The following is a 22,350-nucleotide window of genomic DNA, read 5'->3' as shown; positions in this document are numbered from 1 at the left end:
AGTTTTGGCTGAGTTTCTAAATTCATTAAACATATAACAATATCTACTGATATAAACGATATCATTGTTCACTTACTTACACATTCAAATTTTTACAATTATCCAATTTTCCTTAAAAAATAACTGACATGCCCCGGCGGCATATCGGGCAGCTGACCAAAGACCTCGTAACCCTGCTTCTGGTAGAAGGGGAGGGCCTGAAAACTGGTGGTTTCCAGATGGTAGTTGGTGATGCCCTTGCTTTGGGCGTACTGCTCCATGGCGCCAAGCAGGCGGGCGCCCCAGCCATCACGGCGAATGCGCTCGTCTATCCAGAGCCAGTCCACGTGCAGCCAGCCCCACTTGATGTCGGCGAGGATGCCTCCCAGTACCATGCCCTCTTCGTCCTTGATAAAGCTGGCGATCTGTTCCCGTTGATGGGAGCCCGCCATGACAAGGTTGTAGCCGGAGAGGCCGGCGCGCAGGGCATCGAGATCATCGCTCTGTGGGGTCTGGGGTGGGGTCAGTCGCATGGTGGTTAGCTCCAAATGAAGAGTGAGCAGCATCACCCGGCAACGGCAGAGGGTCAAGGTGGAGAGTGAGTGGTTGTCGGCCCTCTCTCACAGTTGCCCTGGTGGCGTTGACCGTTTGATTGGGCCAATCCCTGTCGCTGGGTGGGCAAGGCGTCTCGCGCTCGGGCCGGTTTTTCTCTAGCATGGAGGGGCGCGGAGCCGGGCTCCGCTATATGGATGGTTGGCGCTGCCCGGTTGATGGGCGTTGATGGCGCCCGGTTGCGGATGTTGGCGGCGTCCGGTTACGGACTTTGGTGGAGAGAGAAGATGAAGCTGCGTTCCTTGTTGGTGTTGGGTGCCCTGGTGCTGGGCGGTTGTGCGGTCAATCCCTATGGCGGCACTCAGGCGCCGGTGTCAGAGCCCAAGCAGCCTGTGGTCCAGCCGGAGAAGCCGGTGACCGAACCCGAGGTGGTGAAGCCTGCCCCCAAACCCGTGGCGCCGACCGGCCTGGCGCTGGCCATGGCGGATGCCTTCTTGAAAGCTCCGGAGGTGAAGGCGCTGGCGGGCAGCAACCCCGTGCTGCTGCTGACCCCGCCGCGTAACGGCACCACTGAGCCCTTCAGTACCCAGCCCATGGCCATCGCCATGAGCCAACGCATCCAGCAGCACGGCGGCTTCAGCTTCGCCGATCCGGGCCAGGTGGCGGCCATCACCGGCCAGCTGGAGTATCAGCAGGGGGGCAATCCGGCGTCTCTGGTGCGGCTGGGCCGCCAGACCGGTGCCAACTATATGCTGTACGGGGATCTCGTCTCCGAGGGGACCGGCTACCGGCTCGCCATGACCCTGATGGATCTGAAAAGCGGCGAGCTGCTGTGGAACGCGAGTCGCTCCGCCAGTCGTTAAGCGCCTCCTTGCCCCGACAACGCCACCCACGAGGTGGCGTTGTTGCATGGGCTGTTTGAATCTGCCTGGCCGACCCCTTCCTATCAGCCCATTCTCGCCACTTTGTGGTGGCATATTGAACTGCAACCACTGCATTTTCCATGTCAAAAATGCTGATTATTTCACCATTTCGATATGAGTGATGAGGTTTTTGCAAATCCATTGAAATGATCGAATGCCAGGCTTTCAGGGTGTCGGCTCCCGTCGACAGCTCGGCCTGAGTAGGGTGCTGTTTGATGCCCAGTTCACCTATGTCATCGAGAGGCAGATGAGCGTTATGACAGGGTCGTCTGGCTGGCGCAGAGGCGCCGCCCTGCCCGTAGAAAGACCGTGTGCGATATTTAACGGGTCGTGTATAACAGAACACACGGGGCCTGCGCCCGGATCCTGGAAGGAACACAGATGGCTCTCTCGGTGGCACAGCTCTACGAAGTGATGGCTCAGTTGCCCGACCCCGTCTTCATCCTCAGTGAAGATGGCTACTACGTGGAATACATCGGCGGGGTGGAGCAGCAGTCCTATCAGGATGGCAACCCCTTGATCGGCAAGCGCTTGCTGGATGTACTGCCCTTGGAGAAGGCGCAGTGGGTGCTGGATCAGATGGCGCAGGCCTTTGCCAGCGGCGAGGTGCAGGTGGTGGAGTATGACCTCTCTCCGGTGGAGGTGGAGGGGATCAACGCAGAGGCGGGCCCCCAGGGGATGCAGCGTTTCGAGGGCAAGTTGGCCCCCCTGCCATCCCTCTATGACGGCAAGCGGGCGGTGGCCTGGATGACCCGCAACATCACCCGCCAGCACGAGTTGCAACTGCGGCTCAAGCGGCTCGGGGAGACGGATCAGCTCACCGGCCTCTACAACCGCCACTTCTTCTTCGAACACTATCAGCAGCGGCTGCAAGGGGAGGGGGGGAGCGGTCTCATCATGCTGGACATCGATCACTTCAAGCAGATCAACGACCGCTTCGGCCATCAGGTGGGGGACCGGGTGCTGCGCAGCTTCAGTGCCTGCGTGGCAGCCCAGCTTCGGGCCGAGGACATGTTCGTGCGCAGCGGCGGCGAGGAGTTTCTGATCCTGCTGCCCCAGATAGGCGAGCAGACGCTGCTCAAGGTGGCGGAACGCATTCGCACCGCGGTGGCGACCATGGCGCCGGATCCGGCTCCCATCACGGTGAGTCTCGGCACCACCCTGATCCAGCCGGGGGAGACAGTGGGTGCCGTGCTGGCACGCGCGGATGAGTGGCTCTATCGGGCCAAGCGGGGCGGGCGCAACCGGGTGGCCCACGACACCGATCCCTGAATGGCAAGACGTCATAACGAACAAGGGCGACCCTCGGGTCGCCCTTGTCGTTTCTCACGGCCTTGGCCGAGTCTGCCTTAGCTGAACAGGGTCGAGACGCTCTGGCCCGCCATCAGCAGGCCGATGGCCAGCACGCTGAACCAGACCAGGGTCGCGCTCACCAGGGCGTAGCCGCCGGCGATGAAGAGACCGTCCCGCTGCAACATGCCGATGGCCAGCAGCAGGATGGCCCAGGCGGGCATGGCGTTGGTGAAGGGGATGGCGCCGAGGGGCAGCATCAGCAGCAGGGCCGCCAGCATGATCAGCAGGCCGTTGCAGCGATTGATGGTGGTGCTGCCGGTCAGCAGCAGCAGGCGCGGGCGGATGAAGCGATCGATGCGGGCCAGCAGATCGGCCCCCTTGTGCAGGGCCGGTTTCAGGTGCTCGGCGGCGAAGCGGCGCTCCATCAGGATGGCGGGCAGCCAGGGCACCCGGTTGAGGGTGATGCCGATGCCGATAAACAGGATCAGCAGGCCAAAGGGGGTGCTGACGCCGGGAATGGAGACCGGCAGCAGGAAGGGCACGGTGAGCAGCACGCAGAACAGCAGCATGCCCTGCTCACCCACCAGGGCCAGCATGTCCCGCAGGCTGATGTGGCTCTCCTCGATGGCGTGGGCCGTGGCTCGCAAGGTGTCTGACAGCTTGTTCTGTGGGTCGTTGAGTTGCGCGGCAACCATTCCTGAAATCCTCGTTCTGTGATGCCACCCCTGTGGCGCCGCCAGCTTACGGGCTCGAGGTTAATCCCAGATGAATGACGCATGCAGGATGGATCTTTATCTCGGGGGATGGGGCAGGACGTGCGGCCTAAAAATATTCGATACAGCCCCTGTGCAGCATGGGGTGCCGGGGGCCCTGATATGCTTTTGGCACAACGCGTTGCAATCAACTGACGAGCAGGGAGAGAGCCGTGACGAGAGCGGGCATGATGGTGATGGGGCTGCTGCTGCCGCTGGGTCAGGGCTGGGCGGCCGAAGACGGGGATCGCGGCTGGCAGCTGACTCCCTTCGCGGGATACAGCTCGGCCATCGACTTTGACAAGGCGGATGACGCGGTCCCGACCCCGCATGGGGGCACGGTCACCTCCCTGCAGGGGGAGAGCTCGGCCAACTGGGGCTTCTTCATCAGCAAGGAGGTGGACGATCCCGGCCTGATAGAGCTGCTCTACAGCCACCAGTCCACCCCCCTCTCCCCGACGCTGCCGGATCGGCTGACGGTGGATACCCTGCATTTTGCCGGGGTGCTGACCCTGTCGGACAACGTCATGGCCCCCTACATCGGCGCCGGGATCGGGGTGACCCGCTTCGATGCCCATGACAGCGAGACGGCCCCCTCCATGTCCCTGGCGCTCGGAGTGCAGCCGCGCCTGACCGAGCATCTGGCGCTGCGGGCCGAAGTGCGTGGTTATGGCTCCCTGCTCGACGAGGATGGGGATTTCCTCTGCGACCCCGAGATCTGCGCCTTTCGGGTGCGGGGGGATCTGGTCACCCAGTGGCAGGCGAATGTGGGATTGACCCTGAGGTTCTAGGCGTCATCATGGGAGACACACCCATACCTTCAAGGGATTGAATTTGCTGAACCCGCTGCCCCATACACTCCCCGTGCTGCACACCCCGCGGCTGTTGCTGCGTCCGCTCAACGGGCAAGACAGCGTGGATCTGTTCGCCATCTACGGGGATCCCGTCGTGATGCGCTTCACCGGAGAGCCCGCCTTTCCCGAACTCGCCACCGTGGCGCAGATGCTGGCGAGCGTCGAACGCCTGCTGGCAGCCGGGGAGTCTCTGGAGTGGGGGCTGGTTGAACGGGATGGCGAGCGCCTCGTCGGCACCTGTGGCCTGCACAGCTTCGAGCGGGCGAGCTGTCAGGCAGAAGTGGGTTGCATGCTGGCCCGGCGCCATTGGGGGCAGGGGTTGATGGGGGAGGCGCTGGGTGCCCTGATGGTATTCGCGAGGGAGCTGGGGCTGACCACGCTGCTGGCGGATATCGATCCGGACAATCTGCCCAGCCAGCGGTTATTCCGGCGGCTGGGCTTCGTCTGGCTGGGGGATAGCCATTACCGGCTGGGACTTGGCGAGGGGATCAGAGGATACCGCGAGTGATCCGGCTCAGGGGCTCGTTGACCTCGAACAGCTTGTACTGCACGTCGCTCGCGCCCATGGCGAGCACCCGCTGCTCGTGCATGGTCGCGTAGGCGAGGGCGCTCTTTTCATCCTCGAACAGATAGATGCCGCCGGCCTCGCCGGTATTCGGGTTCTCGGTCCAGATCTTGGAAATAAAGCCGGGCTCCCGGGTGATGGATTCCGCCAGCGGCAGCGCCGCCTCGGTGAGGGCCGGCCCCATCATCTCGCGGGGGAAGTTGAAATGGATCTGCAGCAGGCTGGGCATGGTTTACCTCTCTCTCTGGACTGGGCTGTAATGGCTGAGCCCACATCATAAGAAGCCGGCATCTTGGCTGCAAGAAGGCACCTTTTCGTGGCATAGTTACCTCAAAGTAACCACATATGAGCCTTGCCGTGTCTTCTGTTCCCTGTCCCGCCTACGAGGTGCTACGCCTGCTGACCGGCAAGTGGAAGCCCGCCATCCTGTTTCATCTGCGTGATCAGACCCTGCGCTTCGGGGACTTGCGCCGCTGCCTGCCGGAGGTGAGCCAGAAGGTGCTCACCGCCCAGCTCAAGGAGCTGGAGGCCGACGGGGTGATCCGCCGTACCCTCTACCCCGAGGTGCCCCCCAGGGTGGAATACGCCCTGAGCCCGCTCGGCACCGCCCTCATCCCCTTGCTGCAACAGATGCACGACTTCGCCCTGACTCACGGCGAGCTGTTGGCGCGCCAGAATGAGGCCGAGACCTCAGACTGATCCGGTCAGCGGGCCCGCAGCAACCAGCGGCTGGCCGGCGTGGCGGCCAGCAACCGATAGGCCAGCAGGGAGCAGGCGAACAGGGCCGGCACCTTCAGCAGCTCCCACCAAACGAGCTTGCCCTGGGGGCCGAACACCATCAGCCAGACCACCAGCATCATGTGCACGCAGTAGAGGCCGAGCACCTTGGGGGCCTGGCGTGCCAGCCAGCTCCCTTCGCCCCAGCCGGGATTGGCCAGCAGCAGACCGAACAGGCCGATGGCCCAGGGGATGGATCCCAGCAGGAAGTCGTGACGATTGAGGGGCACCTCGCCAAAGCGCAGCAGTCCCCAGGCCTCCAGGGCGTAGAGGGCGAGCCCCATTCCCAGCAGGCGAACGCCGAGGGCGGTGTCCGGCCGCCAGTTGCGAGCCTTGAGATAGGCACCGAGGGCCACGAACAGCAGCGAGAAGAAGGGACCGTTACGGGTCAGCAGGGCCCACTCGCCCCCCAGCAGCGGCTTGCCATAGGAGCCGCCGAGCAGGGCCAGCAGATAGAGTCCCGCCCCCATCACCAGCGCCAGTCCGGGCAGCCCTGCCCGCTGGCACAGCCCCAGGATCAGCACCGCCAGTATCAGGGCGGGCAGGAACCAGAGGTGGATCATGCCGCCCACCAGCCAGGCGTTGAGGCTATCCCCGATCTGCATCTGCCACTGACCCGCCATGGTCGGCAGATAGCCTTGCTGCACCGCCGCCACCGGGTTGAAGGGCACCAGCAGGTAGATGAGGCTCCAGCCGAGCCAAAGCAGTAGCAGCGGGCGGCAGTAACGCAGCGCCACCCCAAGGGGATCCTGGCTCAGCCTGGGTTGCAGGAAGTAACCGGCGCACAGGAAAAACAGCGGCACCGCGAAGCGACACAGCTGGTTGATGATGCCCCCGAGCCACAGATAGAGGGGGTCCCCCCAGAGGGTGGGATCGAAGGGGTTGCTGAAGGGGGAGATGTGGATGGTCATCACGGCTAGGATGGCCAGCACCCGCCCGCACTCGATACTGGAAATGCGCATGATTCCTCTTGGGATCTGGAGTTCTGGCCGCACCCTAACAGCCGCATCCGACCCCCGCCAGCCGGTGTGCCGACAACTGTGACCCTTGCCCGCGCCGGGTTACCCTTTGTTACCTCCCCCGAAAATGACGTTACCCCCGGTGAGAGCAGGATCCCGTTTTGGTGTATGTAACGGGCCGGGGCCCCTTGCCAGGCTGGCGCTTAGAGCAAGGCGATCAGCAGGGTGACGAGAGCTCCGCCAAGGAGCAGGGCAATGCCACGGCGGGACGGGCCGTGCAGCTTGTTCCACATCAGCAGACTGGTGAGGGCGAGCAGCAACAGCGCCAGGGCGGCGAGATCTCCCATCAGCTGCCAGGAGAGCCCGGTACCCATGCCGCGGTGCAGCCGGTTGAGGCTGGCGGCGAAGTTGGCCTGCTGGCGCTCGATGCGCACCTCCAGGGTGCCGAGCACATAGCTGGCGGCCAGGCTTTCGCTCAAGGTGACGCCCTTGAGCTCCCAGCGTGCGGGCAGGGTGAGCGTGCCGCTCGGGGTGGGCAGGGTCTGGGGCGGGGTGATGGCGGTGCGCGCCTCTGCCAGTCCGTCGGCATAGTGCTGTTGCAAGAGGGCCGTGAGCGCGGCGGGATCCGCCAGCGGCGTCGTCAGCGTCAGGATTTCACTCTGTTTGTCGGTATGGGGGCCAGGCAGGGGCAGCACGGCCCTGTGTTGCAGCCAGAGGCCGGTGAGACCGTAGATCAGCATCAGGGCCAGGGTGGCAAAACCGGCCCAGGCGTGGATGCGGCGCACCCACTTGTTGTTGTGGAGCGGGAGTTTCTTGGTTTTCATGCGTTTCTGGCCGGCTTGCGCCGGCCAGTCTGGTCAGGAGGGGATCAGAAGCGGTAGGCCGCGGTCAGGTTCAGCTGACGGGGGCTGCCCGGCATGATCTGGGCCGCGCTGGTGGCGCTGACGTAGTAGTGGTGATCGGTCAGGTTCTCCACGCTGAGCTGGGCATCCCAGTGCTGCCAGCGGTAACCGGCGCGGGCGTCATAGCGGGCGTAGCCCGGCAGCACCGTAGTGTTGGCGTTGTCGGCGAAGCGATCCCCCACCGCCGTCACCCCGGTTTCCCCATACCAGCCCTGCGGGCCGCTCTGGTAACCGGCGAACAACTGGCCGTTCTCGCGCGAGACGTTCATCGGCCGCTTGCCCTGCAGATCCGCATCCGCCTTGACCTGCTCCGCATCCTGGATGGCGACGCCGCCGTGCAGGTAGATCTCGTCGGTCAGCTGGGCGCGGGCGCTGAGCTCGATGCCGTCGGTACGCTGCAGACCGGTGAGGATCACCTTGGTGGGGTCCAGCGGATCCTTGCTGCGCTTGTTGTACATCTCCAACCGGTAAAGGGAGAGGGTGGTGGCCAGCTTGCCATCCAGCCAGTCGCTCTTCACCCCACCCTCATACAGCCGGGTGTGCTGGGGATCCAGGTTGTTGTTCTTGTCCCCCGGGGTGATGCCGATGAGTTCACCGCCCACCGGGGTGAAGGTCTTGCTGTAGGAGGTGTAGAAGGCGTGCTCCTCGAGAGGGTTCCATACCAGGCCCAGACGAGGGCTCAGGCTGGTGACCGAGAGGGTCTCCTCCTTGTCGAGATCGTTGCGACGGCTGGTGACGGTGAACTCGTCCCGGCGCAGGCCGCCGAGCAGGTGCCAGTCACCCAGGCTGAGCTGATCCTGCACATAGAGGCCGTAGCCACGGACCTTGTGACTGGCGTCGCTGGAGAGCTTCATGGCACCGTTATAGGTGGGCAATGAACCCGGATCGTAGAGGTTGCCCGGCGGGATGGCAGTGGCGTTCTGATAGAGCTTCGGCGTGCGTTCCTGCCAGCTCTGCTCCAGTCCCACCAGTAGACGATGCTCGACGGGGCCGGTCTGCAGCTCGCCTTCCGCTTCGGTGTTGCTGGTCAGGCTCTTGGCCTTGAGATCCTGCTGCCAGCGGGCGCGGGTCACCTGATCGCCTTTCACGCTGGTGACATAGGTGTTGTCGAACTGGCTGTCGAGGGTGGTGTAGCCGAGCTGCTGGCGCAACTGCCACTGCTCGCTCAGATCCCAGGTCAGCTGGGAGCGGGTGGACTGTGCCACGTCATCGATGTAGTCGCGGCTGGTATCGCTGTAGACACTCTCGATGGGCACGTTGGCGGGGCGGCCGTCGACGCCGGGGATGCCGCGATCCGGGGTGCGGTCACTGCCGTTGCGCTCGTACTGCACCAGCCAGTTCAGGTTGTCGGTGATCTCCCAGTTGGCGGACGGGGCCAGCAGGGTGCGTTTGCTGGTCACTCCATCGCGGAAGCTCTCCTTGTCCTCCTGGGCCAGGTTGAGGCGCAGTTGCACCCGCTCACCGGCCTCGGCATTGAGATCCGCCGCGAGTCGCTGGCTGTCGAAGCTGCCGACCCGGGCGGTGACACTGGAGGCCTGGCCCCGCTGAGGCTTCTTGCTGACCCGGTTGATGATGCCGCCGGTGCTGCCACGGCCGTAGAGCACGGCGGCCGGGCCTTTGAGTACCTCGACCCGCTCGATGTTGCCGAGATCGCGGGTGTACTGCATGTCGTCGCGCAGACCGTCCAGGTAGAAGTCGTTGCTGGCGTTGAAGCCACGAATGGTGACGCCGTCGAAACGGGTGTCACCGCTGGCGTTGACCCCGGGAATGCCGCTCAGGGCCTCGCTCAGGGTGGGTTGGCCATAGGCGGTCAGCTCGCTGGCCGGGATGCTCTCTATGGTCTGGGGTACCAGCTTGGCCGGGGTGGCGGTGCGGGTCGCGGTGGCGACCTCTTCGTGTTGACTGCGTTTGCCGATGACGGTGAGGGTCTCGTCTTCGGCCCGGGCGCTGGCGCAAAGGGACAGCAAGGCGACGCCCAATAGGGCGCGCTGGGGGTTGGGGTTCTGCATCTGCGTGTGACTCTTCTAATCGACCTGTTGGCCTGAACTTATTGATTTATTTGTAGTTATTAAAATGCTCCCGAAGCAGGAGGGCGCTAATGATATTCATTTTCATTTGACTGGCAAGGCAAAGATGCAAAAGTGGCACACCTACGACCAGTTGTGCGGCCAGTTGTGCGGCCAGTTGAGGCTCATTGTCCTGAGGTCATGCATCGGATGAGTCTTGGTTGTGGCAAGGGGCTGGTTTACCATCCGGGTGCGGTGGCGCCCATGCCACCTTAAGGAAACAGGACACGGAAAATGGAAGAGATCATCAGGGCAGACCTGCACAACCCGCACCACGGCGAGGTGCTGGTTTATCTGCTCAACGAATACGCGAAAGACGAGATGGGGGGTGGCAGTCCGCTCTCGGATGAGGTGCAGGCCAATCTGGCCAAGGCGCTGGCGGCGAGAAGCGATGCTCATGTGCTGCTGGCCTGGGTGGAGGGTGAACCCGCCGGGGTGGTTACCTGCTTCGAGGGCTTCTCGACCTTCGCTTGCCGCCCTCTGCTCAACATCCACGACATCGCCGTGCACCCGGCGCATCGCGGGCGCGGTCTCGGCAAGCGATTGCTGGCGGAGGTGGAACGTCTGGCCCGGGAGCTAGGCTGCTGCAAGCTGACGCTGGAGGTGCTGGAGGGCAACAAGGTGGCGCAGGCCGCCTATCGTGCCAGTGGTTTTGCGGGCTATGAACTCAGCCCCGAGGTGGGCCGCGCCCTGTTCTGGCAGAAGACATTGTCGTGAGCCACCTGGCAGAGTCGGGATCCTCTGCTTGTCAGCGGGCTGCTCAGCCCCTAGAGTGGCGCCCAGTTTCTCCCTTCTCTCAACGGCCAATCTTGGCCCGGTGAACCAGATGACTCTTTATGCCTCGGATCAGCGAGTGTCCCGAGTGAACTCCGAACAGATGCGTGCGATGAAGCATTGTCCGGAGCCCGGGGAGGCCTGAGCCTCCCACTCATTCATCGTGCCGTCACCTTCCGGCTCTCGTCCTGACGCGAGCGCCGGGTCGCAACTGCACGATTGAATCAAGGCCATAGACGCTGCCTCGTCTATGGCCTTTTTTGTTGGCCCGCATCCTGGATGCGGGGACGAAGCAGAGCAGAGGCCCGCCCGGGTTCTCTGCTTTTTTTTGGCCGGTGATGGCGGTTCAAGGGGTATGCTCATGGCTGTACCGCTCAGCCTCCCGGCCGCGATGACCTGAAGAAGGAAAGCGTGAGATGTCACAAAATATCTATGATAACCAAGGCTTTTTTGAAGGCTATGCCCAGTTGCCCCGCTCCCAGCAGGGGCTGGCAGGTGCGCCGGAATGGCCGGCGTTGCGGGCCATGCTGCCGGCCCTGACCGGCAAGCGGGTGCTGGATCTGGGCTGCGGCTACGGCTGGTTCTGCCGGGCGGCCCGGGAGCTGGGGGCGGGGGAGGTGACGGGGATCGATCTCTCCACCAGGATGCTGGCCCGCGCCGCCGAACTGACCCGGGACGAGCGGATCCACTATCAGCAGGGGGATCTGGCCCGGCTTGAGCTGAGTCGTGAGCCTTTCGATCTGGTCTACAGCTCGTTGGCGCTGCACTACCTGCCGGAGGTAAACAGCCTGTTCGCGCAGATCCACGGCGCCCTGGCGGCGGGCGGCAGCTTTGTGTTCTCGGTGGAACATCCCATCTTCACCTGCCCCCAGCCCCAGGGCTGGCTGGTGGACGAGGAGGGACGCCGATCCTGGCCCATCAACGGCTATCAGCGGGAGGGCGAGCGGGTCAGCAACTGGCTGGCGGAAGGGGTGATCAAGTATCACCGCACTCTGGGCACCTATCTCAATGCCCTGATCGGGGCGGGATTCGAGATCCGTCACGTGGAGGATTGGGGCCCCACGGCCGGGCAGATCGCCGCCAATCCGGCGCTGGCAGAAGAGGCAGAGCGACCCATGCTGCTGCTGGTGTCAGTGCAAAAGCCATTACGTTGATCTGAGAGACAAATAGAAACGGCGCGCAGAGAGTTCTGCGCGCCGTTTTTATGGCATTCAGCTTGAGCGAGGCTCGACTTAGAAGTCGTAGCGGGCTGCCAGCTGGAAGTCGTCCTTGGTGTTCAGCTTGCCACTGTCCTGGCTGTCCAGGTTGTTGATGCGGTATTCGCCGATGACCCGCAGGTTCTTGTTGAACTTGTACTGGGCACCCAGGGTGTAGTAGTCGATGGAGTCATAGTCGGCCTTGCCGTCCTGCTCCACCTTCTGCTTGTTCCACAGGGCCATCAGGCCGATGCCGTTCTCGAAGTTGTAGCCGAGGGCGGCTTCCCAGCCGGTGTGATCCTGGCCGGTCTTGAGGAAGTCGGTACCGTCTGCATAGCTCAGGGCGGCATAGACGGCCTTGTTGTCATATTTGGCGGAGAGCAGCCACAGCTTGGCGTCTTCCTCGTTGTTCTTGTCGCGGATCCCCACGTTGTAGGCGGTGCCGAGCGCCAGATTGAACGGGAAGGTATAGGACACGGCGGCACCGTAGGCGGCATCGCTGTCCTTGCTGGTGGTCTCTTCGGTGTCACCGCCGTCGAACTTGTAGCTGGTGTCGATCTGGAAGCCGTTGAACAGGCCGGAGTATTTCAGGACCGAGCCGGCACGGTTGGTGGCGAAGGTGTCGGTCTTGGCGCCGAGGGCGTCGTTGCCATAGCCGTCGGAGAGGGAGACGTCAGTCCAGTTGGCCAGCATGCCGGGGGCGCCTTGCTGACGACCGAAGGTCACGTTGCCCCAGTCGGCGCCCACACCGGCGAAGGCCAGACGGGTGCGCAGGTTGTCGGAGTTCTCGCTGACGGTCTTCTCGCTGTCGTTGATGTAGAACTGCAGCTCGTACTGGGCCAGGGCCTTGAGACCCGGGTTGATGGCGCTTTCTACCTTGGCGCCCAGACGAACAAACTGGTTTGCACCCTGTTTGTCGCTATATTCGTTTTTGATGTCACCGTTGGCATCCAGTTCCTTCTTCTCTCCGAAGAATTGACCGGCATAGATGCGGCCGTAGATATCCAGCATGGTGCTGTCATTTTTATATACTTCGACGGCTTGAGCCTGGAAGGCAGCGGTGAGAGCCAATGCTACTACTGTCAGCTTTTTCATCTTAATCCCTTGTGTTGCAAGCTTCTGTTTTAAAAGACGGGGCCATGCTAGAAGTGGCAGATGACAGCGGGGTGACCGTGTCATGAACAAGGGGTTGCGGTTGTGTGTCATTCCGATGAAAGCCGCGATTTATGTGGCGATCCGTCACTTTTACGCGCAAAGGTTTGCCCTTGTGGTAGAATGCCGCCCGTTTTCGGGCTCCAAAGGTTGGATATTGCGATGAGACGTGAACTGGCAATCGAATTTTCCCGAGTGACGGAAGCGGCTGCACTGGCTGGCTACAAGTGGCTCGGACGTGGTGACAAGAACATCGCCGATGGGGCGGCCGTGGCGGCCATGCGTCATATCCTCAATCAGATCCAGATCGATGGTGAGATTGTGATCGGCGAAGGGGAGATCGACGAGGCTCCCATGCTCTACATCGGCGAGAAGGTGGGCACGGGTCAGGGCGATGCGGTGGACATCGCGGTCGATCCCATCGAAGGCACCCGCATGACCGCCATGGGTCAGTCCAACGCGCTGGCGGTACTGGCGGTCGGCGACAAGGGCTCCTTCCTCAAGGCCCCCGACATGTACATGGAAAAGCTGATCGTCGGCCCCAAGGCCAAGGGCGCCATCGATCTGGATCTGGCTCTGGAGCTGAATCTCAAGGCCGTCGCCAAGGCGCTCGGCAAGCCGCTCTCCCGCCTGACCGTGATCACCCTGGCCAAGCCGCGCCATGACAAGGCGATCAAGGAGATGCAGGGGCTGGGTGTGCGGGTGTTCGCCATCCCGGATGGCGACGTGGCCGCCTCCATCCTGACCTGCCTGCCGGACAGTGAAGTCGACATGCTGTACGGCATCGGCGGCGCACCGGAAGGGGTCATCTCGGCGGCGGTGATCCGCGCCCTGGATGGCGACATGCAGGCTCGCCTGGTTCCCCGTCACAAGGTCAAGGGCGACAGTCCCGACGTGCGTGCCCTGGGGGAGCAGGAGATCGCTCGCTGCGAGGCCCTCGGCATCGACGTGAACAAGGTGCTCAAGCTGGAAGATCTCGCCAAGAATGACAACGTCATCTTCTCGGCCACCGGCATCACCAAGGGTGATCTGCTGGAAGGCATCACCAGCGATGGCGTCATGGCGACCACCGAGACTCTGCTGATCCGCGGCAAGTCGCGCACCATTCGTCGCATCAAGTCGATCCACTTCCTGGATCGCAAGGACAGCGTGGTGCGGGACATCATCCTCTGATGAGCAAGCGCTGAATTCCTGTCACAAAAAGCCCGACCGTTAACACGGTCGGGCTTTTTGCTTCCCAGTAGGCGAAGGGTTCTTTTGGCGGTAGCAGGGATAAGGCTTAGGGGAATGCGGACTCCTTGCTACACTGCTTCGCCCTACAGAGGAAGAATCACATGGAATGTCGTCAGGGTTGCGGCGCCTGCTGCATCGCCCCCAGCATCAGCAGCGCCATTCCCGGCATGCCCCAGGGCAAACCGGCAGGCGTCCCCTGTATCCAGCTCGATGCCAGCCTGGGCTGCAAGATCTTCGGCCAGCCCGAGCGTCCGGCGGTGTGCAGCGGCTTTCGCCCCATGCAGGATGTGTGCGGCACTCATCGTCAGGAGGCCATCTGGCTCATCGGTGAGCTGGAGCGGCTGACCGCCTGAGCGTTGGACTTTCTCCCTCAGAGAGGGGATTGGATGAGGATGGTGGTCTGTTGCCCTTCATCCCAGCCCCTTCTCCCGCGTGGCGATAGCATTCAAAACCCCATTCATAAAAAGAGGCCGCGATTGCGGCCTCTTTTCCGTGAGGTGGGCTGAACTCAGATCCCGGCCAGCTCCAGGGCCTGACGATAGTATTCGTTGGCCTTGTTGGTGAGGCGGCGCTTGTCCATCAGCTGGCCGAGGGCGTGGCAGAGGGCAGGGCTCGGCGCCTTGGCCACTTCCTGCTCCAGCAAACGCTGGGCCTCATCCAGCTGGCCCGCCAGCAGATAGACCTGGGCCAGTGCCGCTTCGGCGCCCGGTTGATCCTGCATCTTCTGGAGCTGGGTCAGCATGGGCTGGTAGTCATTGAGCTTCAGCTTGGGCAGACGGGCGAACAGCTCGGGGGCGGGTTGCTTGCGCAGCGCCTCCAGCCAGAGATCGGCCGCCTCGCTGTCGGCACCGAGCCGGCGCAGGCGATCCCCGTAGCGGATGAGCAGGGCGGGATCCTGGCGCAGCTTGCGCGGCAGTTCCTGCCAGACCGGGCGCAGGCTGTCGAGGGCGTCCCCGGCGGCTTCAAGCCGGCCACACCAGGCCTGTTGCAACAGTTCCTCTTCCTGCTGGGGGGTCAGCTTGCCGACCTTGCGCAGGGCGGGGGCCAGTTCGATGAGTGCGGCCCAGTCCTGGCGAGCCAGATAGACCTGACGCAGTTGGTCCAGCACCATGGGGTGGCGGGGATTGAGGGCATAGACGGATTCGAGGCGGCCGAGGGCGCTGTCGTATTGGCCCTGCTCTATCTGCAACTGGGTCTGGATCAGGGTCAGCGCCAGCTCGGCCTTGGGGTTCTCCTCCTGCGCTTTTTGCAGGTAGTGATCCCGGCTGATGTCATCGCCGCGCGCCTGGGCGACCTTGGCGGCGCTCAGGTAGTTCAGCAGCGGGGTGTCGCTGTTGTCAGCCCCCTTGATCAAGAGCTTCTCGGCCTGGTTGTAGTGCCCTTCGGCCATGGCCAGGGTGGCGTTGACGGTTTGCAGGTTTGCCTTGCGGCGGCGACGGGAACCGAACCAGCCCTGGGTTTTGCGGCGCAGGCCGAATACCCGGGTCAGCAGCCACTCGACGATGAGCAGGGCGCCGTAGAACAGCACCGCCAGGATGACGGCGCTGGTGACCGAGGATTCTACCGTGTAGTTGCCAAGGGAGATGAGCACATAGCCCTTGTTGCCGGAGGCTTGCGGGCCGAAGATGAGGCCCGCCACCATGACGGCGACGATGACGATCAGACGAATCATGGTGCCCTCCTCAGTTGCCGGCCAGGATGCGTTGCAGGCGCTCGGTCAGCACCTGCTCCAGCATGGCCTGGGTCTTGAACTGATCCGGATAGTCGAACTGGATCTGCTCCCCCTTGAGCTTGTCGAGCTCGGATTGCATGTACTGGGTGGCGCTGTTGTCGACGTCGAAATACTGGGTCAGCCAGCGCTCGGCCTTGTCCAGGCTGTCGGTGTAGAGCGCCTGCTGCTCGCGATAGACGGCGAGCTGGGCCTGCAGCAGCTTGGTCTTGAGGTTCTCACGCAGGAAGATCTCCTGCTGGGGGGAGAGCAGGGCCTCCACGGCGCCATCCCGGCGACGGATGGTGATGAAGTTTTCGGTGAACTTGACCCAGTTCTTTTTGAGGTTGCTCTCCCACTCGTCCGGGTTGGTGCTGACGGCCTGATCCGCCTCGGCCTTGGCTTCCGGCATGCTGACGGTGGAGAGGGGCAGCAGCTCGATTTGATCGGAGAGCGCGGCCAGCTTCAGGGTCAGCCCCTCGCGATCGACCCGCGGCATCCCTTTGAGCTTGGCGATATCTTCCGCCAGCGCCTTGCGGATGGGCATCAGGCTGGGATCGTTGAGGGCCTTGATCCGCTCGTCGGCATTGCCGAGCAATGTGATGGCAGAGATGAGATCATGTTCGAGCCACAGTTTGCGACCCGCCATCCGCACCAGGTATTCGGATTCGGCCAGCATCCAGTCGTTGGGACGCTTGTCATCCAGATCCAGCACCTTGTGCTGCAGGGCGTCCAGGGCATCTTGCAGTTGTTGCTGACTCTTGCCGAAGGCTGCCAGCTGATCGGCATCCTTGCTGCTGCTCTGGTCCAGCTTGCCCATGGCCTCGGCCAGTTGCTGTTTGAGGGCACCGAGTTCGGCCTGCTGGGCGGCGGCAGTCTGTTGTCCGTGCAGATAGAGGCCGCCGGTCAGCCCCAGGGCCAGCAAAATGGCGACACCGCCGAGGAGTACGCCGGAGCGACCCTGTTTCTTGCCGGGCACATCGCTGGCCACGGGGGCCGCAGTGCTTGGGTGGGATTTGACCTCGGATTCTTGTTGTTCAGTCATTCCATCTTCCTCAGTTCCAGGGCGGCCACCAGAGCCTGGTTGGATGCACCTTGGGCAATCACGATACGGGTAAAGCCAGCCGCCTCGGCCTGTTCGGCCACGCGCGGGCTGGGTACCACCAGCAGACGATCATAGAGCCAGGGCTGATGCTGGCTTGGCACCAGTGCCAACAGTCGCTGCAACAGTTCACCACTGGTGATGAGCAGGCTGTCGAGGCCGGCACGCTGCCAATGGCGGGTCAATGCGTCCCCGTCGAGTTCGGGGTAGTGGCGCTCATAAGTGGCACAATAGTGCACCAGTGCGCCGCGTGAGGCCAGTGTAGTGGCGATGAGATCCCGCCCGCCGTTGCCGCGCAGGATCAGCACGCGCTTGCCGGCCACCCCCTGCAGGCTTGGCAACAGCAGCAAGCCTTCGCTGCGGGGATCGTGCGGGCACTGGGCCTGGATGCCCACATCGGCGAAGGCATCCGCGCTGGCCTGGCCGACCGCAAAGTACTCAATATGTGGCCAGGTCAGACCAGTTTGCAACAGAAAATGATGAGCAAAATGAATTGCATGCATGCTGACGGCGATGACGATGTCCGCCGCAGGCAGCATGTCACTGAGACGGGATAGCTCGCTCCCCGGCCGGGTTTCCAGCAAGGGACAGCAGAGGGGCTGGTGGCCTTGCTGGCGCAAGAGTTGCGCCAACTCGTCGGCCTGCTCGGTGGGGCGTACCACCAGCGGGATCATCAGGCCACGCGCTCCGCTACCCGCCTGCCCACTGTCATGGGTGATACACCTCGGCCAGGATGACGTCGGCGCCATCGGCCAGCAGGCGTTGGGCCAGGGTCTCCCCGAGCCGCTCCGCATCCGCGACAGGGCCGCGGATCTCGTCGCGGATGATGCGGCTGCCATCCGGGCTGCCCACTAGGCCACGCAGCCAGACTTCCTCTCCCTGCACCAGGGCATAGGCACCGATAGGAACCTGACAGCCCCCTTGCAGGGCCCGGTTCATGGCGCGCTCGGTGAGCACCCGCACCCGGGTCTCGCCGTGTTCGAGCGGCGCCAGCAGGGCGTGCAATTCATGATCATCCAGCCGGCATTCGATGCCGACGGCGCCCTGGCCGTTGGCGGGCAGGCTCTGTTCCGGTTCGATGAAGGCGGTGATGCGATGCGCCATTTCCAGCCGTTTCAGACCGGCAGCGGCGAGAATGATGGCGTCGTACTCACCGGCATCGAGCTTGGCAAGACGGGTGTTGACGTTGCCACGCAGGTCGCGGATGACCAGATCCGGGCGGGCGGCCCGCAACTGACATTGGCGGCGCAGGCTGGAGGTGCCGACCACGGCGCCCTGGGGCAGCTCGTCAATCTGCGTGAAACGGTTGGAGACGAAGGCATCGCGCGGGTCTTCCCGCTCGCAGATGGTGTGCAGGCCGAGCCCCTCGGGGAACTCCACCGGCACGTCTTTCATGGAGTGAACCGCGATATCGGCGCGCCCCTCCAGCATGGCAGTCTCCAGCTCCTTGACGAACAGCCCCTTGCCGCCCACCTTGGCGAGCGGCGTATCCAGGATCTTGTCCCCCTGAGTGCTCATGGGCACCAGTTCGACGTCCAGATCGGGATAGAGCGCTTCGAGGCTGTCTTTCACGAAGTTGGCCTGCCACAGGGCCAATGGGCTCTTGCGAGTGGCGATTCTCAGAGTTCGGGCTGCCATATCAATCAGTTGTTTCATCTTTAGTGAGGAAAACGATCTTATCACCCTTTGCAGGGGCTTTCATGGCGCAGCCGGCAAAAGCGGGGGCAGGTTCAAAAAAGGCAGCTGAAAATGATTTTCATTAAGCCGCTGCGGATATTTAATTAATTGAAAACATTAAAATTTATTACTTTCCCATGATACCGTTATTGACAGGGTCAGAAATAATCCGGTGATTCCATGCGGGCTTGTTTACCACGGCGGTTTGCATTGTTAACATGATCACACTTTTTTGACGTCTCCCCATTTTGGTGCGTCATTTCTCTCCCCGATAGGTAGGGCATTGCTGGTAAAACTCGACACGCTGGTGGCGCGCTACGACGAGATCAATCGTCTCAAGACGCAACGGGCGCTGGATCTCATGAGTCGCTATGGGCAGCAGGTGTTTCAGTTGCTGCCTGTCATGCTGCACTTCAATCACCCTCTCTTGCCCGGTTATGTGGCAGGTGATGTGCCCCATGGCATCTGGAGCTTCGTGGCCAACGAGGCTCAGCAAGCCTTCATCCAGGATCTGTGTCAGAACGCGAATTGTCAGGGAGGCCTCAGCACCCACGACAAGTCGATCCAGGGTCTTTATTCCATGGGCAGCACCTCCTCCATCGGCCAGTGCTGCCATTCGGATCTCGATATCTGGGTCTGCCACGTGGCGGGCCTCTCCCAGGAACGGCTGGCGCTGCTGGAGCAGAAGTGCCAACTCCTCTCCAAGTGGGCCGAGCAGCGGGGGGTCGATCTCAACTTCTTCCTGATCCCCGAAGACAAGTTCCGCCAGCGCAACGATGCCCAGATGCAGGGGGAGAGCTGCGGCAGCGCCCAGCACCTGCTGCTGCTCGACGAGTTCTATCGCAGCGCCATGCTCATCGCCGGCAAGCGCCTGCTCTGGTACCTGGTGCCCGCTGAGTATGACGATCATTACGACGACTATGTGAACGGCCTGTTTGCCCACGGCAAGCTGAGCCAGGACGACTGGCTGGATCTCGGTGGTTTCAACCGCATTCCCGCCGAGGAGTACTTCGGTTCCGCCCTCTGGCAGCTCTACAAGGGGATCGACTCCCCCTACAAGGCGGTGCTCAAGTCCCTGTTGATGGAAGCCTACTCCCACGAGTATCCCAACACCCGTCTGCTGTCGGTGACCAGTCGCGACTGGTTCCAGCACAACGAGGGGATGCACTATCGGCTCGACAACTACTGCCTGATGCTGGACAAGGTGACCAACTACCTCAAGTCCATCGGCGACATGCAGCGCCTCGATCTGGTGCGCCGCTGCTTCTACCTCAAAGTATGTGACGGCCTGAGCCATCCCAAAGAGGAGCACAGCCCGAGCTGGCGTCGCGAGTTGATGGCCCAGCTGGTTTCCTACTGGGGCTGGGGCCCGGAGCGCCTGCACCACCTGGATCACCGGGAGGAGTGGAAGGTCGAAGAGGTCAAGGTGGCCTATGCCGAGTTGCTGGAAGCCCTGATGCAGAGCTACCGCAACCTCATCCAGTTCGCCCGTCGCAACAACATCAGCGAGTCCATCAACCCGGAAGACATCGGCATACTGTCGCGCAAGCTCTATGCCGCCTTCGAGAGCCTGCCGGGCAAGGTTCAGCGCATCAACCTCAAGATAGCGCCGGACTTGAGCGAGCCGGATCTCAGCCTGGTGCAGGTGCCCCACGGTCGCCTCAACCGCGCCGGCTGGTATCTCTACAAGCACTCTCTGGAGCCGGTGGACATCATCGGCCGGGCGCCGCTCGAATATAACGGCTACATCAGCAAGCTGGTGGCCTGGGCCTACTTCAATGGCCTGATGACGCCCCAGTCCCGGGTGCACCTGTTCAATCAGGGCTCGGATCTGCACATCGACAACCTGCACCAGTTCTGCCGCGATCTCTCCGGCACCTTCCCGGTCAAGTATCCCCGTGCCACCAACCTGGCCCTGAGCCGTCCCTGCGAGATCCACCAGCTCTCCATCTTCCTCAATCTGGAGACGGATCCGTCCAGCCACTGGGTGGGGCAGGTGATCGAGTTCGACGCCAACGCCGCCGACGTCTTCTCCTTCGGTCGCAACCAGGAGTGCCTGGTGGGCTCGGTGGATCTGGTCTATCGCAACTCCTGGAGCGAGATCCGTACCCTGCACTTCCAGGGAGAAGAGGCGGTGGTGGATGCCCTCACCACCATACTCGGCAAGATGCATCAGGATGCCGCCGCGCCGGAGATGATAGAGGTGTTCTGCTACAGCCAGCACTTCCGCTCCCTGGTGCGCTCCCGCTTCCAGCAACTGCTGGCCGAGTGCATCGAGTTGCGCCTCGCCCGGGACAAACAGCAGCTGGTCAAGACGCTGGCCCTCGGGCGCGAGAAGTACGGCATCTTCTTCGAGCGGCGCGGGGTGTCGGTCAAGAAGCTGGAAAACGCCATCGACTTCTACCGCCACATCTCTCACAACAAGCTGGATCACCTGCCGCTGCGTCTGGACAGGAGCCATAGCCAGCACCTGCCCGGCATCGTCGATGCCTACGCCAGCGAGGGGCTGGTGCAGTTCTTCTTCGATACCCGCAATGCGGGCACCAACATCTATATCCTGGACGAGGCCAACCGGGTGGAGATCTACCAGCACTTCGCCGGCAACAAGGATGAACTGGTACAGGGGGTGAACCGCTTCTACACCTCGGGCAAGGAGCGTGCGGGGGATGCCGGCCAGTTCAGCAACTTCAACCTGCCCCAGTACTACGAAATCGTGCAACAGGGTGATGAGTTGGAGGTGATCCCCTACCGCAGCCAGAATCCACAGCGAGATAATCCAGGGCCTGCCCGCGAGGTAGGTTGATATGCTGCCGGATTGCCGATGAGCCAACGAAAACGGCCTGCAGATGCAGGCCGTTGTCATATTCGTCGTCCGGGATTCAGCCGTCGAGGCGTGCCAGCAGCCAGTGACGGATGTCGGCGAGCTGGGGACGGCAGATCTCGTGGCGCATGGGGTACTCGTGCCACTCGGGGGCGAGGCCCGCCGCTTCCAGCCGGTTCTTCGCCTCCCAGCCCATGGAGAGCGCCACCACGTCGTCATAGATGCCGTGCATGTAGCAGATGGGCAGACGCTGGGCCGCCTCGCTCATTTCCCCCATCAGGGCATCGGGCGCCGCCAGATAGGTGGACATGCAGAGCAGGCCCGCCAGGGGCTGCGGGCAGCGCAAGGCCGTGAAGGAGGCGATGACGCCCCCCTGGGAGAAACCGGCCAGCACGATGCGCTCGGGGGCGAAGCCCTCGGCAATCAGCTGATCCAGCAAGCCCTGGATGCGGGCGGCGGATTCGCGGACATGGGACTCCACGGCGCGATCCGCCGGATCCTCGAAGCTCTTGATGTCGTACCAGCCGCGCATCTTGTAGCCCATGTTGATGGTGATGGGCCGTTCGGGGGCATCCGGCAGCAGGTGGCGCACCGGCAGGGTGGCGGGCAGGTCTAGGGCGTCCACCAGGGGCGCCAGACCCGCACCTGAGTCTCCCAGCCCGTGCAGCCAGATCACCGCATGACGGGCGCCGTCGGGGTGCAGGTCTATCATGGGAAGCGCACCGGCTCGCCCGCCTGGGTGGTGCAGGCCCGGGTCAGCAGAGTCTTGAGCTCGTCGCCGAAGCGGTTGTCTATCCAGCTCTCCCCGCGCAGCTCGAAGTGGAAGCCGTTCTCCCGGGTAGCGACCCAGATCTGGTGCAGGGGCTCCTGCTTGTTGATGATGACCTTGGTCTTGTTCTCGAAGCTCAAGGTCAGCACGCCGCCGGCCCGTTCACAGTCGATATCCGGATACCCCTCGTCGATGACGTCCTCCACGTACTGGAAAAAGGCGTCTGTCAGGGCGTGATACTCGTGATCCTTCATCGGTTTATCCTGTTGCTTTTAACAATGTGAGTGCGATTATAG

General features: G+C 62.7%; 23 protein-coding genes. 10 read left to right on the top strand and 13 right to left on the bottom strand.

Features of this window, described 5'->3' with window-relative positions:
- Positions 1-98: 98 nt before the first annotated feature.
- Positions 99-512: a GNAT family N-acetyltransferase gene (locus tag ABNP46_RS19445; protein ID WP_349920015.1), complete on the bottom strand. Its 414-nt coding sequence runs from the start codon at positions 510-512 to the stop codon at positions 99-101.
- A gap of 306 nt (positions 513-818) precedes the next feature.
- Between ABNP46_RS19445 and ABNP46_RS19440 the strand changes: the two genes are divergently transcribed.
- Together ABNP46_RS19440 and ABNP46_RS19435 are read left to right on the top strand one after the other, a co-directional pair.
- The gene (locus ABNP46_RS19440) at positions 819-1,394 is read left to right on the top strand and encodes a penicillin-binding protein activator LpoB (RefSeq protein WP_349920014.1); all 576 of its coding nucleotides are present in this window, start codon (positions 819-821) and stop codon (positions 1,392-1,394) included.
- A gap of 441 nt (positions 1,395-1,835) precedes the next feature.
- Positions 1,836-2,726, top strand: a complete 891-nt coding sequence (locus ABNP46_RS19435) for a sensor domain-containing diguanylate cyclase (protein ID WP_349920012.1) — start codon at positions 1,836-1,838, stop codon at positions 2,724-2,726.
- Positions 2,727-2,803: 77 nt separating this feature from the next.
- Here ABNP46_RS19435 and ABNP46_RS19430 read toward each other — a convergent pair whose 3' ends face one another.
- Positions 2,804-3,442 (bottom strand): exopolysaccharide biosynthesis protein, encoded by a 639-nt coding sequence (locus tag ABNP46_RS19430; RefSeq protein ID WP_349920010.1) that lies wholly within the window; start codon positions 3,440-3,442, stop codon positions 2,804-2,806.
- A 248-nt stretch (positions 3,443-3,690) separates the two neighbouring features.
- On the opposite strand from ABNP46_RS19430, the gene ABNP46_RS19425 reads away from it, so the two are divergent.
- Both ABNP46_RS19425 and ABNP46_RS19420 read left to right on the top strand, forming a co-directional pair.
- Positions 3,691-4,290 (top strand): outer membrane beta-barrel protein, encoded by a 600-nt coding sequence (locus ABNP46_RS19425; RefSeq protein WP_434476203.1) that lies wholly within the window; start codon positions 3,691-3,693, stop codon positions 4,288-4,290.
- A gap of 43 nt (positions 4,291-4,333) precedes the next feature.
- Positions 4,334-4,861, top strand: coding sequence for a GNAT family N-acetyltransferase (locus tag ABNP46_RS19420; RefSeq protein WP_434476162.1), 528 nt, complete (start codon positions 4,334-4,336; stop codon positions 4,859-4,861).
- On the opposite strand, the gene ABNP46_RS19415 is transcribed toward ABNP46_RS19420, so the two are convergent.
- The gene (locus ABNP46_RS19415; protein WP_349920005.1) at positions 4,842-5,147 is read right to left on the bottom strand and encodes a monooxygenase; all 306 of its coding nucleotides are present in this window, start codon (positions 5,145-5,147) and stop codon (positions 4,842-4,844) included. The two genes, ABNP46_RS19420 and ABNP46_RS19415, sit on opposite strands and share 20 nt — an antisense overlap.
- Before the next feature lie 128 nt (positions 5,148-5,275).
- Here ABNP46_RS19415 and ABNP46_RS19410 point away from each other — a divergent pair, with 128 nt between their 5' ends.
- Positions 5,276-5,617: a winged helix-turn-helix transcriptional regulator gene (locus tag ABNP46_RS19410; protein WP_349920004.1), complete on the top strand. Its 342-nt coding sequence runs from the start codon at positions 5,276-5,278 to the stop codon at positions 5,615-5,617.
- Between the two features lie 5 nt (positions 5,618-5,622).
- On the opposite strand, the gene ABNP46_RS19405 is transcribed toward ABNP46_RS19410, so the two are convergent.
- The 3 genes from ABNP46_RS19405 to ABNP46_RS19395 form a co-directional block, all read right to left on the bottom strand.
- Positions 5,623-6,657, bottom strand: coding sequence for an acyltransferase (locus tag ABNP46_RS19405; protein WP_349920003.1), 1,035 nt, complete (start codon positions 6,655-6,657; stop codon positions 5,623-5,625).
- A 200-nt stretch (positions 6,658-6,857) separates the two neighbouring features.
- Positions 6,858-7,478, bottom strand: a complete 621-nt coding sequence (locus tag ABNP46_RS19400) for a PepSY-associated TM helix domain-containing protein (protein ID WP_349920001.1) — start codon at positions 7,476-7,478, stop codon at positions 6,858-6,860.
- A gap of 44 nt (positions 7,479-7,522) precedes the next feature.
- Positions 7,523-9,565, bottom strand: coding sequence for a TonB-dependent receptor (locus tag ABNP46_RS19395; RefSeq protein WP_349919999.1), 2,043 nt, complete (start codon positions 9,563-9,565; stop codon positions 7,523-7,525).
- A 291-nt stretch (positions 9,566-9,856) separates the two neighbouring features.
- Here ABNP46_RS19395 and ABNP46_RS19390 point away from each other — a divergent pair, with 291 nt between their 5' ends.
- The gene (locus ABNP46_RS19390) at positions 9,857-10,339 is read left to right on the top strand and encodes a GNAT family N-acetyltransferase (protein WP_349919997.1); all 483 of its coding nucleotides are present in this window, start codon (positions 9,857-9,859) and stop codon (positions 10,337-10,339) included.
- 473 nt (positions 10,340-10,812) lie between these two features.
- The gene (locus ABNP46_RS19385; RefSeq protein WP_349919996.1) at positions 10,813-11,550 is read left to right on the top strand and encodes a class I SAM-dependent methyltransferase; all 738 of its coding nucleotides are present in this window, start codon (positions 10,813-10,815) and stop codon (positions 11,548-11,550) included.
- A gap of 78 nt (positions 11,551-11,628) precedes the next feature.
- Here ABNP46_RS19385 and ABNP46_RS19380 read toward each other — a convergent pair whose 3' ends face one another.
- Entirely contained in the window at positions 11,629-12,687 is a 1,059-nt protein-coding gene (locus ABNP46_RS19380) for a porin (protein WP_349919994.1), read from the bottom strand.
- Positions 12,688-12,906: 219 nt separating this feature from the next.
- Between ABNP46_RS19380 and glpX the strand changes: the two genes are divergently transcribed.
- Together glpX and ABNP46_RS19370 are read left to right on the top strand one after the other, a co-directional pair.
- Positions 12,907-13,917, top strand: a complete 1,011-nt coding sequence (glpX, locus tag ABNP46_RS19375; protein ID WP_349919993.1) for a class II fructose-bisphosphatase — start codon at positions 12,907-12,909, stop codon at positions 13,915-13,917.
- Between the two features lie 161 nt (positions 13,918-14,078).
- On the top strand, positions 14,079-14,330 hold the full coding sequence (locus ABNP46_RS19370) for a YkgJ family cysteine cluster protein (protein WP_349919991.1): 252 nt from the start codon (positions 14,079-14,081) through the stop codon (positions 14,328-14,330).
- Positions 14,331-14,485: 155 nt separating this feature from the next.
- Here ABNP46_RS19370 and ABNP46_RS19365 read toward each other — a convergent pair whose 3' ends face one another.
- From ABNP46_RS19365 to hemC, 4 genes are read right to left on the bottom strand one after another with little or no spacing between them, the layout of a single operon-like run.
- Positions 14,486-15,649, bottom strand: a complete 1,164-nt coding sequence (locus tag ABNP46_RS19365) for a heme biosynthesis HemY N-terminal domain-containing protein (RefSeq protein ID WP_349919989.1) — start codon at positions 15,647-15,649, stop codon at positions 14,486-14,488.
- A gap of 10 nt (positions 15,650-15,659) precedes the next feature.
- Positions 15,660-16,730 carry a uroporphyrinogen-III C-methyltransferase gene (locus ABNP46_RS19360; RefSeq protein ID WP_349919988.1) on the bottom strand — a complete coding sequence of 357 codons (1,071 nt, stop codon included), beginning with the start codon at positions 16,728-16,730 and terminating at the stop codon, positions 15,660-15,662.
- A complete protein-coding gene (locus tag ABNP46_RS19355; protein ID WP_349919987.1) occupies positions 16,727-17,461 on the bottom strand; it encodes a uroporphyrinogen-III synthase in 735 nt (244 codons plus the stop codon). The genes ABNP46_RS19360 and ABNP46_RS19355 overlap by 4 nt, the downstream gene beginning before the upstream one ends.
- A gap of 34 nt (positions 17,462-17,495) precedes the next feature.
- A complete protein-coding gene (gene hemC, locus ABNP46_RS19350; RefSeq protein ID WP_349919986.1) occupies positions 17,496-18,425 on the bottom strand; it encodes a hydroxymethylbilane synthase in 930 nt (309 codons plus the stop codon).
- Between the two features lie 322 nt (positions 18,426-18,747).
- On the opposite strand from hemC, the gene ABNP46_RS19345 reads away from it, so the two are divergent.
- Positions 18,748-21,267, top strand: a complete 2,520-nt coding sequence (locus tag ABNP46_RS19345) for a class I adenylate cyclase (RefSeq protein ID WP_349919984.1) — start codon at positions 18,748-18,750, stop codon at positions 21,265-21,267.
- A 76-nt stretch (positions 21,268-21,343) separates the two neighbouring features.
- Here the strand turns inward: ABNP46_RS19345 and ABNP46_RS19340 are convergent, their stop codons facing one another.
- Both ABNP46_RS19340 and cyaY read right to left on the bottom strand, forming a co-directional pair.
- A complete protein-coding gene (locus ABNP46_RS19340) occupies positions 21,344-21,997 on the bottom strand; it encodes an alpha/beta hydrolase (RefSeq protein ID WP_349919983.1) in 654 nt (217 codons plus the stop codon).
- Positions 21,994-22,308, bottom strand: coding sequence for an iron donor protein CyaY (gene cyaY / locus ABNP46_RS19335; RefSeq protein ID WP_349919982.1), 315 nt, complete (start codon positions 22,306-22,308; stop codon positions 21,994-21,996). The genes ABNP46_RS19340 and cyaY overlap by 4 nt, the downstream gene beginning before the upstream one ends.
- Positions 22,309-22,350 lie beyond the last annotated feature (42 nt).

This window comes from Aeromonas veronii (genome assembly GCF_040215105.1).
GTDB classification, from domain to species: domain Bacteria; phylum Pseudomonadota; class Gammaproteobacteria; order Enterobacterales; family Aeromonadaceae; genus Aeromonas; species Aeromonas veronii_G.
The sequence above is the reverse complement of the archived record's forward strand: the minus strand, read 5'-3'. Positions and strand labels throughout refer to the sequence as shown.

Coding starts and splice junctions, on each gene's coding strand:
- ABNP46_RS19445 (WP_349920015.1), bottom strand. CDS start 512: ATGCGACTGACCCCACCCCAGACCCCACAGAGCGATGATCTCGATGCC.
- ABNP46_RS19440 (WP_349920014.1), top strand. CDS start 819: ATGAAGCTGCGTTCCTTGTTGGTGTTGGGTGCCCTGGTGCTGGGCGGT.
- ABNP46_RS19435 (WP_349920012.1), top strand. CDS start 1,836: ATGGCTCTCTCGGTGGCACAGCTCTACGAAGTGATGGCTCAGTTGCCC.
- ABNP46_RS19430 (WP_349920010.1), bottom strand. CDS start 3,442: ATGGTTGCCGCGCAACTCAACGACCCACAGAACAAGCTGTCAGACACC.
- ABNP46_RS19425 (WP_434476203.1), top strand. CDS start 3,691: ATGGTGATGGGGCTGCTGCTGCCGCTGGGTCAGGGCTGGGCGGCCGAA.
- ABNP46_RS19415 (WP_349920005.1), bottom strand. CDS start 5,147: ATGCCCAGCCTGCTGCAGATCCATTTCAACTTCCCCCGCGAGATGATG.
- ABNP46_RS19405 (WP_349920003.1), bottom strand. CDS start 6,657: ATGCGCATTTCCAGTATCGAGTGCGGGCGGGTGCTGGCCATCCTAGCC.
- ABNP46_RS19400 (WP_349920001.1), bottom strand. CDS start 7,478: ATGAAAACCAAGAAACTCCCGCTCCACAACAACAAGTGGGTGCGCCGC.
- ABNP46_RS19395 (WP_349919999.1), bottom strand. CDS start 9,565: ATGCAGAACCCCAACCCCCAGCGCGCCCTATTGGGCGTCGCCTTGCTG.
- ABNP46_RS19390 (WP_349919997.1), top strand. CDS start 9,857: ATGGAAGAGATCATCAGGGCAGACCTGCACAACCCGCACCACGGCGAG.
- ABNP46_RS19385 (WP_349919996.1), top strand. CDS start 10,813: ATGTCACAAAATATCTATGATAACCAAGGCTTTTTTGAAGGCTATGCC.
- ABNP46_RS19380 (WP_349919994.1), bottom strand. CDS start 12,687: ATGAAAAAGCTGACAGTAGTAGCATTGGCTCTCACCGCTGCCTTCCAG.
- glpX (WP_349919993.1), top strand. CDS start 12,907: ATGAGACGTGAACTGGCAATCGAATTTTCCCGAGTGACGGAAGCGGCT.
- ABNP46_RS19370 (WP_349919991.1), top strand. CDS start 14,079: ATGGAATGTCGTCAGGGTTGCGGCGCCTGCTGCATCGCCCCCAGCATC.
- ABNP46_RS19365 (WP_349919989.1), bottom strand. CDS start 15,649: ATGATTCGTCTGATCGTCATCGTCGCCGTCATGGTGGCGGGCCTCATC.
- ABNP46_RS19360 (WP_349919988.1), bottom strand. CDS start 16,730: ATGACTGAACAACAAGAATCCGAGGTCAAATCCCACCCAAGCACTGCG.
- ABNP46_RS19355 (WP_349919987.1), bottom strand. CDS start 17,461: ATGATCCCGCTGGTGGTACGCCCCACCGAGCAGGCCGACGAGTTGGCG.
- hemC (WP_349919986.1), bottom strand. CDS start 18,425: ATGGCAGCCCGAACTCTGAGAATCGCCACTCGCAAGAGCCCATTGGCC.
- ABNP46_RS19340 (WP_349919983.1), bottom strand. CDS start 21,997: ATGATAGACCTGCACCCCGACGGCGCCCGTCATGCGGTGATCTGGCTG.
- cyaY (WP_349919982.1), bottom strand. CDS start 22,308: ATGAAGGATCACGAGTATCACGCCCTGACAGACGCCTTTTTCCAGTAC.